Origin of the sequence: Arthrobacter sp. UNCCL28, from assembly GCF_900102805.1 — a bacterium.
GTDB classification, from domain to species: Bacteria; Actinomycetota; Actinomycetes; order Actinomycetales; family Micrococcaceae; genus Arthrobacter; species Arthrobacter nicotinovorans_A.
Genome location: NZ_FMWE01000010.1, coordinates 43,373 through 58,256, shown reverse-complemented (window position 1 = coordinate 58,256; position 14,884 = coordinate 43,373). Strand labels below are relative to the sequence as shown.

13 protein-coding genes and 1 riboswitch are annotated in these 14,884 nt (G+C 62.9%); of the genes, 12 read left to right on the top strand and 1 reads right to left on the bottom strand.

Going from position 1 to position 14,884, the window contains the following annotated elements:
* The first annotated feature begins 3 nt into the window (after window positions 1-3).
* Genes BLQ01_RS20010 through ndk form a run of 3 tightly spaced genes read left to right on the top strand, consistent with a single transcriptional unit; the run spans window position 4 to window position 2,294 of the window.
* Window positions 4-1,365: a bifunctional folylpolyglutamate synthase/dihydrofolate synthase gene (locus BLQ01_RS20010; RefSeq protein WP_091553916.1), complete on the top strand. Its 1,362-nt coding sequence runs from the start codon at window positions 4-6 to the stop codon at window positions 1,363-1,365.
* A gap of 2 nt (window positions 1,366-1,367) precedes the next feature.
* Complete coding sequence (locus tag BLQ01_RS20005) at window positions 1,368-1,820, top strand: DUF4233 domain-containing protein (RefSeq protein ID WP_026542400.1); 453 nt, start codon at window positions 1,368-1,370, stop codon at window positions 1,818-1,820.
* 54 nt (window positions 1,821-1,874) lie between these two features.
* On the top strand, window positions 1,875-2,294 hold the full coding sequence (ndk, locus tag BLQ01_RS20000) for a nucleoside-diphosphate kinase (protein ID WP_026542401.1): 420 nt from the start codon (window positions 1,875-1,877) through the stop codon (window positions 2,292-2,294).
* Between the two features lie 80 nt (window positions 2,295-2,374).
* Here ndk and BLQ01_RS19995 read toward each other — a convergent pair whose 3' ends face one another.
* Window positions 2,375-3,055: a vitamin K epoxide reductase family protein gene (locus BLQ01_RS19995; RefSeq protein ID WP_091553914.1), complete on the bottom strand. Its 681-nt coding sequence runs from the start codon at window positions 3,053-3,055 to the stop codon at window positions 2,375-2,377.
* Between the two features lie 485 nt (window positions 3,056-3,540).
* Between BLQ01_RS19995 and BLQ01_RS19985 the strand changes: the two genes are divergently transcribed.
* From BLQ01_RS19985 to nadD, 9 genes are all read left to right on the top strand, one after another.
* Entirely contained in the window at window positions 3,541-6,765 is a 3,225-nt protein-coding gene (locus BLQ01_RS19985; RefSeq protein WP_254779549.1) for an Rne/Rng family ribonuclease, read from the top strand.
* 137 nt (window positions 6,766-6,902) lie between these two features.
* A riboswitch (TPP riboswitch) is annotated at window positions 6,903-7,001 on the top strand.
* Complete coding sequence (thiD, locus tag BLQ01_RS19980; RefSeq protein ID WP_091553908.1) at window positions 6,992-8,509, top strand: bifunctional hydroxymethylpyrimidine kinase/phosphomethylpyrimidine kinase; 1,518 nt, start codon at window positions 6,992-6,994, stop codon at window positions 8,507-8,509. (Overlaps the previous riboswitch by 10 nt.)
* Before the next feature lie 378 nt (window positions 8,510-8,887).
* Window positions 8,888-9,196, top strand: a complete 309-nt coding sequence (gene rplU / locus BLQ01_RS19975) for a 50S ribosomal protein L21 (protein ID WP_018777818.1) — start codon at window positions 8,888-8,890, stop codon at window positions 9,194-9,196.
* Window positions 9,197-9,258: 62 nt separating this feature from the next.
* Window positions 9,259-9,522 (top strand): 50S ribosomal protein L27, encoded by a 264-nt coding sequence (gene rpmA / locus BLQ01_RS19970; RefSeq protein WP_003803426.1) that lies wholly within the window; start codon window positions 9,259-9,261, stop codon window positions 9,520-9,522.
* A gap of 155 nt (window positions 9,523-9,677) precedes the next feature.
* Window positions 9,678-11,264 (top strand): GTPase ObgE, encoded by a 1,587-nt coding sequence (gene obgE, locus BLQ01_RS19965; RefSeq protein ID WP_026548199.1) that lies wholly within the window; start codon window positions 9,678-9,680, stop codon window positions 11,262-11,264.
* The gene (proB, locus tag BLQ01_RS19960) at window positions 11,254-12,435 is read left to right on the top strand and encodes a glutamate 5-kinase (protein WP_026542407.1); all 1,182 of its coding nucleotides are present in this window, start codon (window positions 11,254-11,256) and stop codon (window positions 12,433-12,435) included. Before obgE ends, proB begins: the two co-directional genes overlap by 11 nt.
* A complete protein-coding gene (locus BLQ01_RS19955) occupies window positions 12,432-13,796 on the top strand; it encodes a glutamate-5-semialdehyde dehydrogenase (RefSeq protein WP_091553905.1) in 1,365 nt (454 codons plus the stop codon). The genes proB and BLQ01_RS19955 overlap by 4 nt, the downstream gene beginning before the upstream one ends.
* Window positions 13,797-13,878: 82 nt before the next feature.
* Window positions 13,879-14,121: a hypothetical protein gene (locus tag BLQ01_RS19950; RefSeq protein ID WP_026542409.1), complete on the top strand. Its 243-nt coding sequence runs from the start codon at window positions 13,879-13,881 to the stop codon at window positions 14,119-14,121.
* A 46-nt stretch (window positions 14,122-14,167) separates the two neighbouring features.
* Entirely contained in the window at window positions 14,168-14,800 is a 633-nt protein-coding gene (gene nadD, locus BLQ01_RS19945; protein WP_272944994.1) for a nicotinate-nucleotide adenylyltransferase, read from the top strand.
* Window positions 14,801-14,884: the final 84 nt, after the last annotated feature.

Genomic DNA, 14,884 nt, shown 5'->3' with positions numbered 1-14,884 from the left:
TCCATGACAGACGAATTCTCGGTCGAAAGCGTCTACGCCGAACTTCTGGGCCGCGCGCCGGAAAACAAGATGGAGCCGCGCCTTGCTCCGTTGTTCCGTGCCATGGACGTGCTGGGGGAGCCGAACAAGGCCTACCCGATCATCCACATCACCGGTACCAACGGCAAGACGTCCACTGCCCGCATGATTGAGGCCGGGCTGCGTGCCCACGGCCTGAGCACCGGCCGCTATACCAGCCCGCACCTGTCCAAGGTCACCGAGCGAATCAGCATTGACGGCGAGCCGGTGCCGGACGCAACGTTCGTGCGTATCTGGGATGAGATCCGCCCGTACTTGGAAATCGTGGACAGTGAGCTGGTAGCCGATAACCAGCCGCGGCTGACCTACTTCGAATGCCTGACCATTCTTGGCTTCGCGGTGTTCGCCGATCAGCCCGTTGATGTAGCAGTCATCGAAGTTGGCTTGGGTGGCATCACCGATGCCACCAACGTCGGCGACGGCCAAGTCTCGGTCATCACACCGATTTCGCTGGACCACACGGATCTCCTGGGCGACACCACCGAGGACATTGCCTACGAAAAGTCAGGCATCATCAAGCCCGGAGGGTTCCTGGTCAGCGCCGCTCAACCGGTGGGTGCAGCACAGGTCCTGTTGGAAAAAGCCCGTGAAGTGGATGTGCCGTTCCGCTTCGAAGGTGTTGAGTTCGGTGTCGAATCCCGCAGTGTCGCCGTGGGCGGACAGGTCCTGACCATTCAGGGACTGGCCGGACGCTACGAAGACCTCCTGCTGCCGTTGCATGGCGCCCACCAGGCCGAAAACGCAGCAGTCGCAATAGCAGCGTTGGAAGCGTTCTTCGGCGGGGGAGAGAAGGAACTCGACGCCGACGTCCTCAAGGAAGCCTTTGGGACAGTAACCTCGCCGGGCCGCCTCGAAGTTGTCCGTACTGCACCCACTGTGGTGGTGGATGCTGCGCACAACCCGGACGGGATCCGTGTTTCCGCCGAAGCCATTCAGGAGGCCTTCAGCTTCAGCAAGCTGGTGGTGGTGGTTGGCGTTCTTCGGGAGAAAGATGCGGAGGAAATCCTGAAGACGCTCAAGGAATCCCTGGGCGGACTGGCCGGCGAATTCTGCTTCACCCAGTCCAACTCTGCGCGTGCCGTTCCGGCAGCGGAACTGGCCGAACTCGCCGTCGACCTCGGTTTTGGCGAGGACAACGTCCACATCGCCGAGAAGCTCGACGACGCCCTCGAATGGGCAGTGGAACGCGCCGAATCCAACGATGACCTGGCAGGCGGCGTCCTGGTGACCGGCTCCATCACGGTGGTGGCCGAGGCCAGGATCCTGCTCGGAAAGGCCGGTGCTTGAGCATGGCAAAAATGACCAAGGCGCAGCGTGAGTGGCGGCCCGGCATGCCCAAGAAGCGCCGCTCCACCAAAGTGATGTTCGCATCCACCGTGCTGCTTCTGGAAGCCTTCGTCGCGTTCTTCGGCACCCTCGCTGTCTTCGGATTGCGGCGCGGTGAGGTGGCTCCGGGCATCATCCTGGGCGTGGGCATTGCCCTGAGCGTGGTGCTGGTGCTTGCCTGCGCCGTGTTGTCCAAACCTTGGGGAATCGCAGTGGGCTGGGGCCTGCAGCTGGTGCTGATCCTCACGGGCTTTGCCGAACCCATGATGTTCATTGTGGGAATCCTGTTCGCCATCTGCTGGTGGTACGGGATCCGGGCAGGTATGAGGATCGACCGTGAGGTAGCCCAGCGGGACCGTGAGCAGGCGGAATGGAATGCCGCCCACGGTGACAAAGCAGACCCGCAAACCCCGTAAACTGGCTGGGAAACCACCGAACACAAGCCACTGAACAATTACATTGGAGCAACTGTGAGCATTGAACGGACCCTTGTCCTGGTCAAGCCCGACGGCGTCGCCCGCAACCTGGGCGGAACCATCCTCGCCCGGATCGAAGCCAAGGGGTACACCCTGGCTGAGCTGAAGAAGGTCAACGCCACCCGCGAGCTGCTGGAGCAGCACTACGAGGAGCACGTAGGCAAGCCGTTCTACGAGCCACTGGTTGAGTTCATGCTCAGCGGACCGGTCATCGCCGCAGTCTTCGAAGGGCACCGCGTGATTGAAGGCTTCCGCTCCCTGGCCGGGACCACAGATCCCACGACGGCAGCACCGGGCACCATCCGTGGCGACTTCGGACGCGACTGGGGCCTGGCAGTCCAGCAGAACCTTGTTCACGGCTCGGATTCCGTAGATTCGGCAGAGCGCGAGATCAAGATCTGGTTCCAGGACTGATATCGCCCCGCGGTATTACAGATAAGGCCAATGTTCTTCGCGAACATTGGCCTTATCTGTCACTTCGGGAAAGATTCTCCCTAGGCGTTTGAACCCACGAAGATGTGGATGAAGGAGAAAAAGATGGTGGCGATGACGGCAACGTACAGGAGCGCCACGATGATCCAGCCCGAGTCGCCCAGCAGCTTTGCCAGGGCAGGCGGGGCCTTGATGACTCCGTGGGTGATGTTACGTATGGTCACCCAGACAAACAACGGAATCATGGCTGCCCACACCACCATGCAGAACGGGCAGAGTACGTGGATGGCATAAAGGGCCTGTGACCACAGCCAAACAACGAAGGCAAAGCCGAGGGTAACTCCGGCCTGAAGGCCCAGCCAGTAACCCCGTGAGAACTTCGCGCCCGCCAGAATGCCCATTGCCGTGGTGATGATGACGGCAAAGGCGACAATGCCGATGAACATGTTGGGGAACCCGAACACCGAACTTTGCGGTGTCTGCATGACGGCGCCACAGGAAACCCACGGGTTCACGTCGCACACCGTGACGTGGTTGGGGTCCTTGAGGACCTCGAGTTTCTCCAGAACCAAGGCTCCCGAGGCCAGCCACCCGATCACCCCGGTAATGAGAAGCAGCAGGGCAAAGGGCCTGTCCCGGGCAGTCCGGGGGATCGGGGACTGCTGCGGCCCTGCCGGCGTGGACAAATCATCCGCGGAGTTGGTGGACTGGTGTGCCAGGTTTCCCCTGGCTGTGCTCGGCATCGCGGATCTGGTCCTTTTCAACGTATGGTCCGGCCTTGCCGGTATGGGCTCTTGGGAGGATTGTAACTCCGGAGGCTGGACAGTACCCCCAGCTTCCGGCTGCGGCGGCTCCGTTGAACCGCACGACACAGCGCCCTACCGTGGGAAGGTGAACGGGTGTGAGACAATGAGCATGGCCGGAACCCGATCCACATTCGGAATCCGGTCCGGTGACTTTGTTCCCAAGACCGCCAGTATGAGCTGGGCATGCCTGGATCCAGTGATCCTTGGAAGGCCCGCCATGACAATGGACGGCACCTGGTTGTGGCAGCAGAACAACGGGTTTCAGAACATTGGCGCCGGCCTTCCAGGGCTGCCGCACCCCAATGATGGTGCGAACCGGAAGGCATACTACCGACTTCTGTCAACGCCTGCGGGTTTTGACAATATTTGCCCCACTGGGCACCGGATGTGGCGGTGTCGCTGGGGCAGGAGTGTTGCCACATATGGATAATGACCAAGTTGTAGCCGTTAATGACGAGGCAGCTCCCGCGGAAACTGCGGAAGCGCCAAAGAAAGCCACCCGGACCCGGCGCAAGGCTGCGCCCAAAGTCGCAGCCGGGGTAGAAGCGCAGGCCGCCGAAGCACCTGTGGTTGAAGCCGGCCAGGCCGCCACAGCACCGGAAGCCGCCGAAGCTCCCGCTGCGCCCGTTCGGCGTACCCGCTCACGTAAGAAGGCCGAACCTGCCGAGCCACTGCCGGGCTTGGGCGAGGAAGTTGCTGCCGCGCCGGAAGCCGCTGCAGGGAACCCGCCCGAAGCCGTTGCCGAACCCGCCCCCGAAAAGCCGGTCCGCCGTCGTCGTACTGCCAAACCCAAGGCCGAGGCAGAAGCGCCGGTGGTTGGGGAAGCACCAACCGTTGTGGAGGCCGCGGCGGAAACCGCCGTTGAACCCACGACGCCGGACGCCGGCTCCCAGCCAGCCGCGCCTGCCGCTGAAGCAGCCGGGACGGCAGCAACCCCTGAGACGGCTCCCCTTGAGGAAACCCCGGAGGAAGCTGCCGCTGCAGGTTCGTCCTCGCTCTTCCTGGAGCCTGTTTCCATCACGTCAATGATTTTCCAGGCCCCTGATCTCACCACTGTTCCCCGTGTAGCAGCCGTGGAGGAGAAGGAAGAAGAACCGGAGGAAGAAACCGGATCCGGCGCAGAGGATGAGCTGGAGGATGCCGGCAGTCGTCGTCGCCGCCGGAGCCGTGGCCGCCGTGGCCGGCGCGGAACCGAGCGCGAGGAAAACGAGACCGAAGAGGGTGCCGAGTCCGAGGACGAAGAAGCTCCGGTTGCTGAAACCTCGGACGAAGGTGTCACTTCCCGTCGTCGTCGCCGCCGCCGCCGTGGTGACCAGGACCTTGAACTGACCGGTGGAACGGATGACGACCCGCCCAACACAGTGACGCGCGTCCGTGCCCCGCGGCCCATCACGGAGACTGCACCATCGAACCGTGTTGCCAGTGTCAAGGGCTCCACCAGGCTTGAAGCGAAGAAGCAGCGTCGTCGTGAGTCGCGTGAGACCGGACGCCGCCGCCAGGTGATCACCGAGGCCGAGTTCCTGGCTCGTCGCGAATCAGTGGACCGCCAGATGATCGTCCGGCAGCGGGACGACAGAATTCAGATCGGCGTCCTGGAAGACGGGGTTCTTGCTGAGCACTTCGTCTCGAAGACCCAGCAGGACTCCTTGATCGGCAACGTTTACCTGGGCAAGGTCCAGAACGTCCTACCGTCCATGGAAGCTGCCTTCGTGGATATCGGACGCGGCCGCAATGCGGTCCTGTACGCCGGTGAAGTGAACTGGGATGCTGTGAACCTTGAGGGACAGCCCCGCCGGATCGAAAATGCCCTGAAGTCCGGCGACTCGGTCCTGGTCCAGGTCACCAAGGACCCCGTAGGCCACAAGGGTGCCCGGCTGACCAGCCAGATCTCCTTGCCCGGCCGGTATCTTGTGTACGTTCCCGGTGGATCCATGACCGGCATCTCGCGCAAACTGCCCGACGTCGAACGCAACCGCCTCAAGCGCATCCTGAAGGACCGCCTGCCGGAAAACGCCGGCGTCATTGTCCGCACGGCTGCCGAGGGCGCATCCGAAGAGGAACTGACGCACGACATCAACCGCCTTCGCGCACAGTGGGAAGGCATTGAGGGACAGGCCTCGTCCACCAAGGTCCTGGCTCCGGAATTGCTTTACGGCGAGCCGGACCTGACCATCAAGGTGGTACGTGATGTCTTCAATGAGGACTTCTCCAAACTGATCGTTTCCGGCGACGACGCCTGGGACACCATTGAGGCGTACGTTACCTACGTTGCCCCTGACCTGGTGGGCCGCCTTGAGAAGTGGACCAAGGACCAGGACATCTTTGCTGCCTGGCGTATCGACGAGCAGATCCACAAGGCACTGGAACGCAAGGTGTTCCTCCCCTCGGGCGGTTCGCTGGTCATCGACCGCACCGAAGCCATGACAGTGGTAGACGTCAACACCGGTAAATTCACCGGCAGTGGCGGCAACCTTGAGGAAACGGTCACCAAGAACAACCTCGAAGCCGCTGAGGAAGTTGTCCGCCAGCTTCGCCTCCGTGACATTGGCGGCATCATCGTCATCGACTTCATCGACATGGTCCTTGAGTCCAACCGCGACCTCGTCCTCCGCCGCATGGTTGAGTGCCTTGGCCGCGACCGCACCAAGCACCAAGTAGCCGAAGTGACGTCCTTGGGCTTGGTCCAGATGACCCGCAAGCGCATGGGCACAGGCCTCCTGGAGGTCTTTGGTGAGCAGTGCGAGCATTGCGCAGGCCGCGGCGTCGTCACCCACGACGAACCCGTGGAGCACCGCCGCGCCAACGTTGTGGCAGCTGAGCAGCACCGTCCCCACACTGAGGCCCAGCAACCCGCAGCCCGCACGGAGCGCAAGCGTCGCCGCGGCAAGGGCGGCGGACAACCCGTCGCCGAGGTCCCCGCGCAGGTCCACACCGCACCACCCGCTCCGGCTGCAGCTCCTGTTTCGACTGAGCCGCAGGACCCGGCCAAGCAGGCCAAAGCCGAGGCCACCCGGGCGGCACTGGCCACCATCGCTGCCGCCGCGCACGCAGCCCACCTGCACGACGACGAAGTTCACCGCGCGGAGGAGCAGGCACGGGCAACCGGTCAGCAGCAGGCAAGCGCCGGGCAGGCAGCCCGGAGCGAGGCTGGAGAGCCGGCCGCTCGTGAATCAGAGCGGGAAGCAGCTGTCCGTGAAGCACGGTCCACTCCGGTCCTGCGTTTCGGCGGCGAAGAAGTAGCGCTGCCGATCGGGGAACACCACGAGGAACCGCCGGCAGCCAAGCCGGCCATGAGCCTGGACCTCCTGGCAGAGGCCTTCTCACACCTTGGTGCGGCTCCTGCCGAAAAGCCGGAAGAAGTAGTCCCTCCCAAGGCGGCTGCCGCACCCGCGGTCGCCGTAGCCAGGCCTGCGGATGCAGGCCATGATGCTGCGCCGACGTCGGGCTCCCGCCGTGGGCGTCGTAACCGCAGTGCCAGCCGGGCGCAGGGCGCGGCCAACGAAACCAGCGTCGAGCACCACGAGGCTACTGCTTCAGCTGCCGGCGGAACATCGCACGAGGCCAAAGCACCTTCAGAGCCAGCCACGAAGGCCGCGTCCGCGGAGCCCATCATCCTCGGGGTGGGCGTACCGGCCTCCGAGCTCTAGTATTTCGACAACAAAGGGCCCTGCAGTAGACCGTCGCCGACGGGTACTGCGGGGCCCTTTGCCGTCCGCCCCAGCGGTCATATCCGGTCTTCAGCGTGGCGAAGTTCCCCGGCCGCTGTGCATCCCGGCTACGCTGGTGGACTGACACGGGGTGCCGGGCATTGGGCCAGGCTGAGATCCAGACCCGTTGAACCTGTCCGGTTAGCACCGGCGAAGGGATGTCCCCATGACGTTATCGTCGTACTCTCCTGTGTACCCTCTGGCCGTTTCCGGACGGGAAACCCCCCGGGTGCTGAGCATCGCGGGCTCGGACCCCTCCGGTGGTGCGGGTATCCAGGCTGATCTGAAGAGCATTGCAGCCCACGGCGGCTATGGCATGGCGGCATTGACCGCGTTGACGGCGCAGAACACCAAAGGAGTCAGCGCGGTCCATGTACCCCCGGTGGAATTCCTGCGGCTGCAGTTGGAGGCCATCAGCACGGACATCGCCATCGATGCCGTCAAAATCGGGATGCTCGGTGACGCAGCGGTCATCGATGAGGTCCGCCGCTGGCTCGAGCAGGTGCGTCCCGCCGTCGTGGTCCTTGACCCGGTGATGGTGGCTACCAGTGGTGACAGGCTCCTGCAGGGATCGGCCGAGTCGGCTTTGCGTGCCCTGCTTCCCTTGGCTGACCTCATCACGCCCAACCTGCCCGAACTTGCCATGCTGTTGGGGGAGGCTGAGGCGGCCGACTGGGCTTCGGCATTGGATCAGGGAAAACGACTCGCCGCTGAGTGCGGCAATACAGTCCTGGTGAAGGGCGGCCATTTGGCGGGGTCCGAATGCCCGGACGCGCTGGTGAACACCAGCGGACTCCTGAGCCAGGACGTCATTGAGGTAGCCGGCCCCCGGGTGGATACACAGAACAGCCATGGCACAGGATGCTCGTTGTCCTCGGCGCTGGCCACTGTCCAGGCCCGTACCGGCGACTGGGAAGTGTCCTTGCGCGAGGTCAAGCCGTGGTTGCTTGGGGCCTTGCTCAAGGCTGACAGCCTCGAGGTGGGGCTCGGAAACGGTCCGGTCCACCATTTTCATCACCAGAGGGTCCTGAGGCGAGGGGATTTTGCCGCGACGCTATGGAAGGAAGCCACTGTGGAGCTGGAGGCAATCTACAAGCTCGGGTTCATTGAGGGCCTGAAATCGGGCAAACTCCCGGAAGCTGCGTTCAACTACTACCTCGCCCAGGACGCCATCTACCTCAACGGGTACTCCAGGGTGCTGGCGCGTGCGGGCGCTCTGGCCCCCACGGAAGAAGAGCAACTGTTCTGGGCGAAAGCCTCGCAGCAATGCCTTGAGGTGGAATCGGAACTGCACAGGAACTGGCTCAGCACCCGCGAGGCATCCTCGGGGACCGGGCCGGTCACCAAGTCCTACGTGGATCATCTGCTGGCGGCCTCGGCCAGCGGCAGCTACTCCTTGGTTCTCGCAGCCATCCTGCCCTGCTATTGGCTGTACGCGGAGGTTGGCCAGCAGCTCAATGCGGCTTTTGTAGAGGCAGGGTCCCCGGCAGGGCATCCCTATGCGGACTGGCTCCGGACCTATGCCGACGAGGACTTTGCCGCAGCCACCAGGAATGCGATCAACTTCACTGACGCGGCTGCAGCTGCAGCGTCGGAGGGGGAGCGGGCGGCCATGGTGGAGGCTTTTGCCTTGTCCTGCCGCTACGAGACGGCGTTCTTCGATGCCCCGGGAGCTTTTGCCTGAGGGCTGTGGGAGAGGGCTTTTGGACTGGATCCGCAACTCGCCCACAGCGCGTCGCGGACCCAATCACGCTAATCGGCCTCAAACCCTGTAGGCTGTATGGGCACGGTGCCGGGAGAGTCCGTTTCATCTGGTGACGCAAGTCACGTGGTAGCCTCCGGACCCGGCCTCATTTGCAGCTGAAGGTCAAACTAGCGTAATCTTGATCTTCGGTGCTTACGCCAACACTTGGGTTATGCCCCTTGGAATTGTTCATGGGATGACTCGCGGACTTCGATCAGAAGTCCACGGCGTTGAGGCACAGCGCGAACCAAGCCTGATTCCGGTTCAAGGTTCCGCACGCAAATTTAGTTATAAACGTCGAGAGAAGTGAGTACCCAAGTGGTGTACGCGATTGTCCGCGCAGGCGGCCGCCAAGAAAAAGTTTCCGTTGGAGACTACGTAACGCTTAACCGCGTCCCCGGTGGAGCCGGCAGCACGCTTGAGCTGCCCGCCTTGCTCCTGGTTGACGGCGACAAGGTCACCTCCGCAGCTGCGGAACTGGCCAACGTCAAGGTTACGGCTGAGATCCTCGAAGACCTTCGTGGTCCGAAGATCGTCATCCAGAAGTTCAAGAACAAGACCGGCTACCGGAAGCGTCAGGGTCACCGTCAGGAACTGACCAAGATCAAGATCACCAGCATCGCGTAACTTTCGTTACCCGCTGTTCAGGTTTTTCAGTTTCCCCAGAAATTTAGAGGCAGGCATTTCACATGGCACACAAAAAAGGCGCGAGTTCCACTCGCAACGGTCGTGACTCCAACGCACAGTACCTGGGCGTCAAGCGCTTCGGTGGTCAGGTAGTTTCCGCAGGCGAAATCATCGTTCGCCAGCGTGGCACCCACTTCCACCCCGGTGCAGGCGTTGGCCGCGGTGGCGACGACACCCTGTTCGCCCTGCAGGCCGGTGCGGTTGAGTTTGGTACTCGCCGCGGCCGTCGCGTAGTGAACATCGTTGCTGCTGCAGCTGCAGAGTAACAACAAGTTCTGAACCGGTGGAGCGGGCCAAACGGCCCGCTCCACCGTTCTTTTAACCGCATTACAATCGACTAGGGCGCTTTGGGCGCGCTGGTTTTTGCAACAACGCTGGCAACAGCAACAAACGCTGTAGGACAGCAAATGAGGAGATCCACGTGGCTAGCTTTGTAGACCGGGTAGTACTGCACGTATCCGGCGGAACCGGCGGCCACGGCTGTGTCTCTGTCAAGCGGGAGAAGTTCAAGCCCCTCGGTGGCCCTGATGGCGGCAACGGCGGCAACGGCGGCGATGTCATCCTCCGGGTATCCGCCCAGACCACCACCCTGCTTGACTACCACCACGCACCCCACCGCCACGCCACCAATGGTGGCCCGGGCATGGGTGACTGGCGCGGCGGCAAGAACGGCGAGACCCTGATCCTTCCGGTTCCTGATGGCACCGTGGTCAAGACCAAGGACGGCGAAGTCCTGGCTGACCTCGTGGGCGAGGGTACTGAATTCATTGCTGCTGCAGGCGGCCAAGGCGGCCTTGGCAATGCCTCCCTTTCGTCCCAGAAGCGCAGGGCTCCCGGATTTGCGCTGCTCGGTATCGAAGGCGAATCCAGCGATATCGTCCTGGAACTGAAGTCCATCGCCGATATCGCGCTGGTCGGCTTCCCCTCCGCCGGCAAGTCCAGCCTCATCGCTGCGATGTCTGCTGCCCGGCCGAAGATCGCCGATTACCCCTTCACCACCCTCATTCCCAACCTTGGTGTGGTCCAGGCCGGAGATATCCGCTTCACTATCGCCGATGTTCCCGGGTTGATTGAGGGCGCCAGCGAAGGCAAGGGCCTTGGCCACAACTTCCTCCGCCACGTTGAGCGCTGCGCCGCACTGGTGCACGTTCTGGACTGCGGAACCCTTGAATCGGACCGCGATCCTTTGTCCGACCTCGCCATTATCGAGGCGGAATTGGAGAAGTACGCGGTTGACATGAGCTACGCGGGAGTTGACGGCGAAGTCGTACCGCTCAACGAGCGCCCCAAGCTTGTGGTCCTCAATAAGGTTGACCTTCCTGATGGCAAGGATATGGCCGAGTTCGTCCGTCCGGACCTGGAAGCACGCGGCTACCGTGTCTTCGAAGTCTCAGCTACCAGCCATGAGGGCCTGCGCCAGCTCGGATTTGCGATGGCCGAGATCGTCAAGGCTGCCCGGGATGCTGTGGCAGTCGCACCTCCCAAGGTGGCCCCGCCCGTCCTCAGGCCGCGCGCAGTCAACGAATCCGGCTTCAAGATCCGCCGCGAGGAAAAGAACCTCGAGCCGCTGTTCCGCGTCCTGGGCGAAAAGCCCGTGCGGTGGGTCAAGCAGACCGACTTCACCAACGAAGAGGCCATCGGCTACCTTGCAGACCGACTGGCCAAGCTGGGTGTTGAAACGGAGCTCTTCAAAGTTGGCGCCAAGCCGGGCGATACCGTGGTCATCGGTGAGGACGACGGCGTCGTGTTCGACTGGGAGCCCACCATGATGGCCGGTGCCGAACTCCTGGCCACCCCCCGTGGTACCGACATCCGCGTTGCCGACATTGGCGATCGCCCCACGCGTTCGCAGAAGCGTGATGAGCAGATCGAGCGCCGCGAAGCAAAAGCAGCCGCGCGTGCAGAACTTGAAGCCGAGCGCAAGGCAGGCATCTGGACCGAATCCGTCAGTGGCCGCCGCGCCCAGACTGTGAGGGAGAGCACACTGGACTCCGGTGATGACGACTAGGACCATCGACGCTCCTGGCACGGCCGAGGGCCTTGAACGCCAGGCCCTCGCCACCGCCAAGCGAATTGTAGTCAAGGTCGGTTCCTCTTCCCTGACGAGCATCAAGGGCGGTATTTCGGAAAAATCCCTGGCAGGCCTGGTGGATGCCTTGGCAGAGAAGCGCAATGCCGGCACCGAAATTATCCTGGTTTCCTCCGGGGCAATCGCCGCTGGCCTTGCTCCCTTGGGGTTGGCCAAACGGCCAAAGGACCTGGCAACGCAGCAAGCTGCTGCCAGTGTGGGCCAAGGACTGCTGATGGCCCGCTACACGCAGGCCTTCAGTGCCCATGGCGTGACGGTCAGCCAAGTGTTGTTGACCGCGGACGACCTGATGCGCCGCACCCAGCACACCAACGCCTTCAGGGCCCTGGACCGGCTGCTGAACCTCGGCGTAGTGCCGGTGGTTAACGAAAACGACACTGTGGCTACCCACGAGATCCGGTTCGGCGACAACGATCGCCTGGCCGCCCTGGTGGCACACCTGGTCCGCGCCGATGCCTTGGTGCTGCTGTCCGACGTCGACGCCCTCTACGACGGTCCGCCGTCCCAGGGTGCCAAGCGTATTCCGCTGGTCCAAGGTCCCCAGGACCTCGCCGATGTGACCATCGGCAAGGCCGGCAAGGCCGGCGTCGGAACCGGTGGAATGATGACCAAGGTTGAGGCGGCCTCGATCGCGGCCGGCTCCGGCATCCATGCCCTGGTAACGTCCACCGCCAATGCCGCAGCCGCCTTGGCGGGGGAGGACGTGGGGACCTGGTTCTCGGTCAACGGCAACCGCAAGCCCGTCCGGCTTTTGTGGTTGGCGCACCTGGCTACGGTTCAAGGACGGTTAATGCTCGACGACGGTGCGGTCAAAGCCGTACGCGAACGGCATAGGTCACTCCTTCCTGCGGGCATTTCGGAGGTAAGCGGTGACTTCGAAGCAGGCGACCCCGTGGAGATGGTGGCACACGACGGAACCGTGGTGGCACGTGGGCTGGTGAACTACTCCTCGGACGAACTTCCACGCATGCTGGGGCGCACTACCCAGGAGCTCGGGCAGTCGATGGGCCGGGGCTACGACCGCGAAGTTGTTCATGTTGATGATTTGGTGCTCCTCCGGACGTCCCGCTCATCTAAACTTGGAGCATGACTGAAGCGCTGACCCCTGATGCCCCTGTGATCTCCGACGTTTCCGGTGCTGCCGGTATCACGCCGGAGAACCCTGTGGCAGGAGGCGCTCCGCTCTCCCCGGAGGATGTCCAAGCCGCAGTCCACGCCATTGCCGACCGTTCCCGTAAGGCCGCCCGCCGCATGGGCCAGGCAAACCGCGCCTGGAAGGACCGTGCGCTGCGCGCCATTGGAACTGCCTTGGTGGAGAACCGGCAGCATGTTTTGGAGGCCAACGCCAAGGACATCGCCGTGGGCCGCGCCAATGGGACCTCGGCAGCACTCCTGGACCGATTGACCCTGACGCCTGCCCGGATTGACGGCCTCGTTGCCGCGCTGGAAAACCTTGCCGGTTTGCCCGATCCCGTGGGAAACGTGGTTCGCGGACAGACGCTCCCCAACGGCCTCCGGCTGCGGCAGGTCAACGTGCCCATGGGCGTGGTGGCCGCAATCTACGAGGCACGCCCCAACGTCACAGTCGACATCGCTGGCCTGGCCCTGAAAAGCGGCAACGCCGTGATCCTCCGTGGCGGCTCCGCTGCTGCGAACACCAATGAAGCGCTGGTGCGGATCCTTCGGGAAGCACTGGACTCCGTGGGCTTGCCGGCCGATGCTGTCCAGACCGTGGACCAGTACGGCCGCGAAGGCGCCAACGTGCTCATGCGTGCCCGCGGCCGCGTGGATGTCCTCATACCCCGTGGTGGGCGCGACCTCATCCAGACGGTTGTGACCAACTCTGCCGTGCCCGTCATTGAAACAGGCGAAGGCAACGTCCACATCTTCATCGATGAGTCGGCAAGTGAAGAAATGGCCGTGGAGATCCTCCTTAACGCCAAAACGCAGCGCCCCAGTGTCTGCAACACGGTGGAGACCCTTCTGGTGCACTCCCGTGCAACGGTGCTTCCTGCTGTCGCCAAGGCCCTGCGCGCACACGGGGTGACGCTCCATGTGGACGAGAGGGTTGCCGCTGCGTTGGGTGCGGACGTTGAAACCGTTCCCGCGGACGACGACGACTGGGCCACCGAGTACATGGACCTTGACTTGGCGGTAGCCATGGTGGACAACCTGGATGAGGCACTCCACCACATCCGCACGTGGACAACGGGGCACACCGAGGCGATCCTCACCAACAACCTCGCGAACGCCGAGAAATTCATCGCGGAAATCGATTCTGCAGCGGTGATCGTGAACGCTTCCACGCGGTTTACCGACGGCGGTGAACTGGGACTCGGTGCCGAGGTCGGCATTTCGACGCAGAAGCTGCACGCGCGCGGTCCCATGGGACTCACTGAGCTGACTACCACCAAGTGGATCGTCCAAGGCGAAGGCCAAGTCCGCAGCTAGCAACGCGGTAACATAGAACAGAAGTCCGGAACGTCGGGAAGCCCCGCCGTGCAAAACCTTTGAGAACCAACTAGGGGAGAAGATGCTGTTTCAGCAGATCGCCACGTCCATTGCCGCCGAAACTGAAGGCGGCGGCCACGAGGAACTCGCACCCCTGTGGGCAGAGCCTTGGGTCTTTGGCATCGTGATGTTCGCGTTCCTGCTTGTCCTCATGTTCGTCACTCTCTCCTACACCAACCTGGGCAACCGCCACGAGGCTGTTGAAGAGCACGCTGACCCGCACCGCCAGCACCCGAACAAGCACACCCACGGGCAGGGCCACTAACATTATTGCCGCAACACCACGTGGGGAGTCGGGGCGCAGGCTCCGGCTGGGCGTGATGGGTGGAACGTTCGATCCCATTCATCACGGCCACCTTGTGGCTGCCAGTGAAGTAGCAGCCAAGTTCGGACTCGACGAAGTGGTTTTCGTGCCCACGGGACAGCCTTGGCAGAAATCGCACAAGCTCGTCAGCGAGCCGGAGCACCGGTACCTGATGACAGTGATCGCCACGGCTTCCAACCCGAGGTTCACGGTGAGCCGGGTGGACGTTGACCGTCCCGGGCCCACGTTTACCATTGACACCCTTCGTGATCTTCGGGCCCAGCGTCCAGATGCAGACCTGTTCTTCATCACCGGAGCTGATGCCCTGGCCCAGATCCTGTCCTGGAAAGATGTGGACGAGTTGTGGTCCCTGGCGCACTTTGTCGGGGTCACCCGTCCCGGACATGAACTGAACGACCTCGGGCGAACTGATGACGTCAGCTTGCTCGAAGTCCCTGCCATGGCGATCTCTTCCACGGATTGCCGCATCCGCGTAGGCGCAGGCAACCCTGTCTGGTACCTCGTGCCTGACGGCGTGGTGCAATACATCGCAAAGTATGGACTGTACGCACCCCAGCCTCCAGCCGGGGAGCTGACGCCAGCACTATCCGGATCAGACGACCAAGCACGTACTGAATGAGTTTTTAATGAGCAGCCAGGAACAGCGACCCATCCGCAGCAGGCGTGAGCTTCGCCGCGCCCGGGAAGAGCAGGCTGAGGGCAC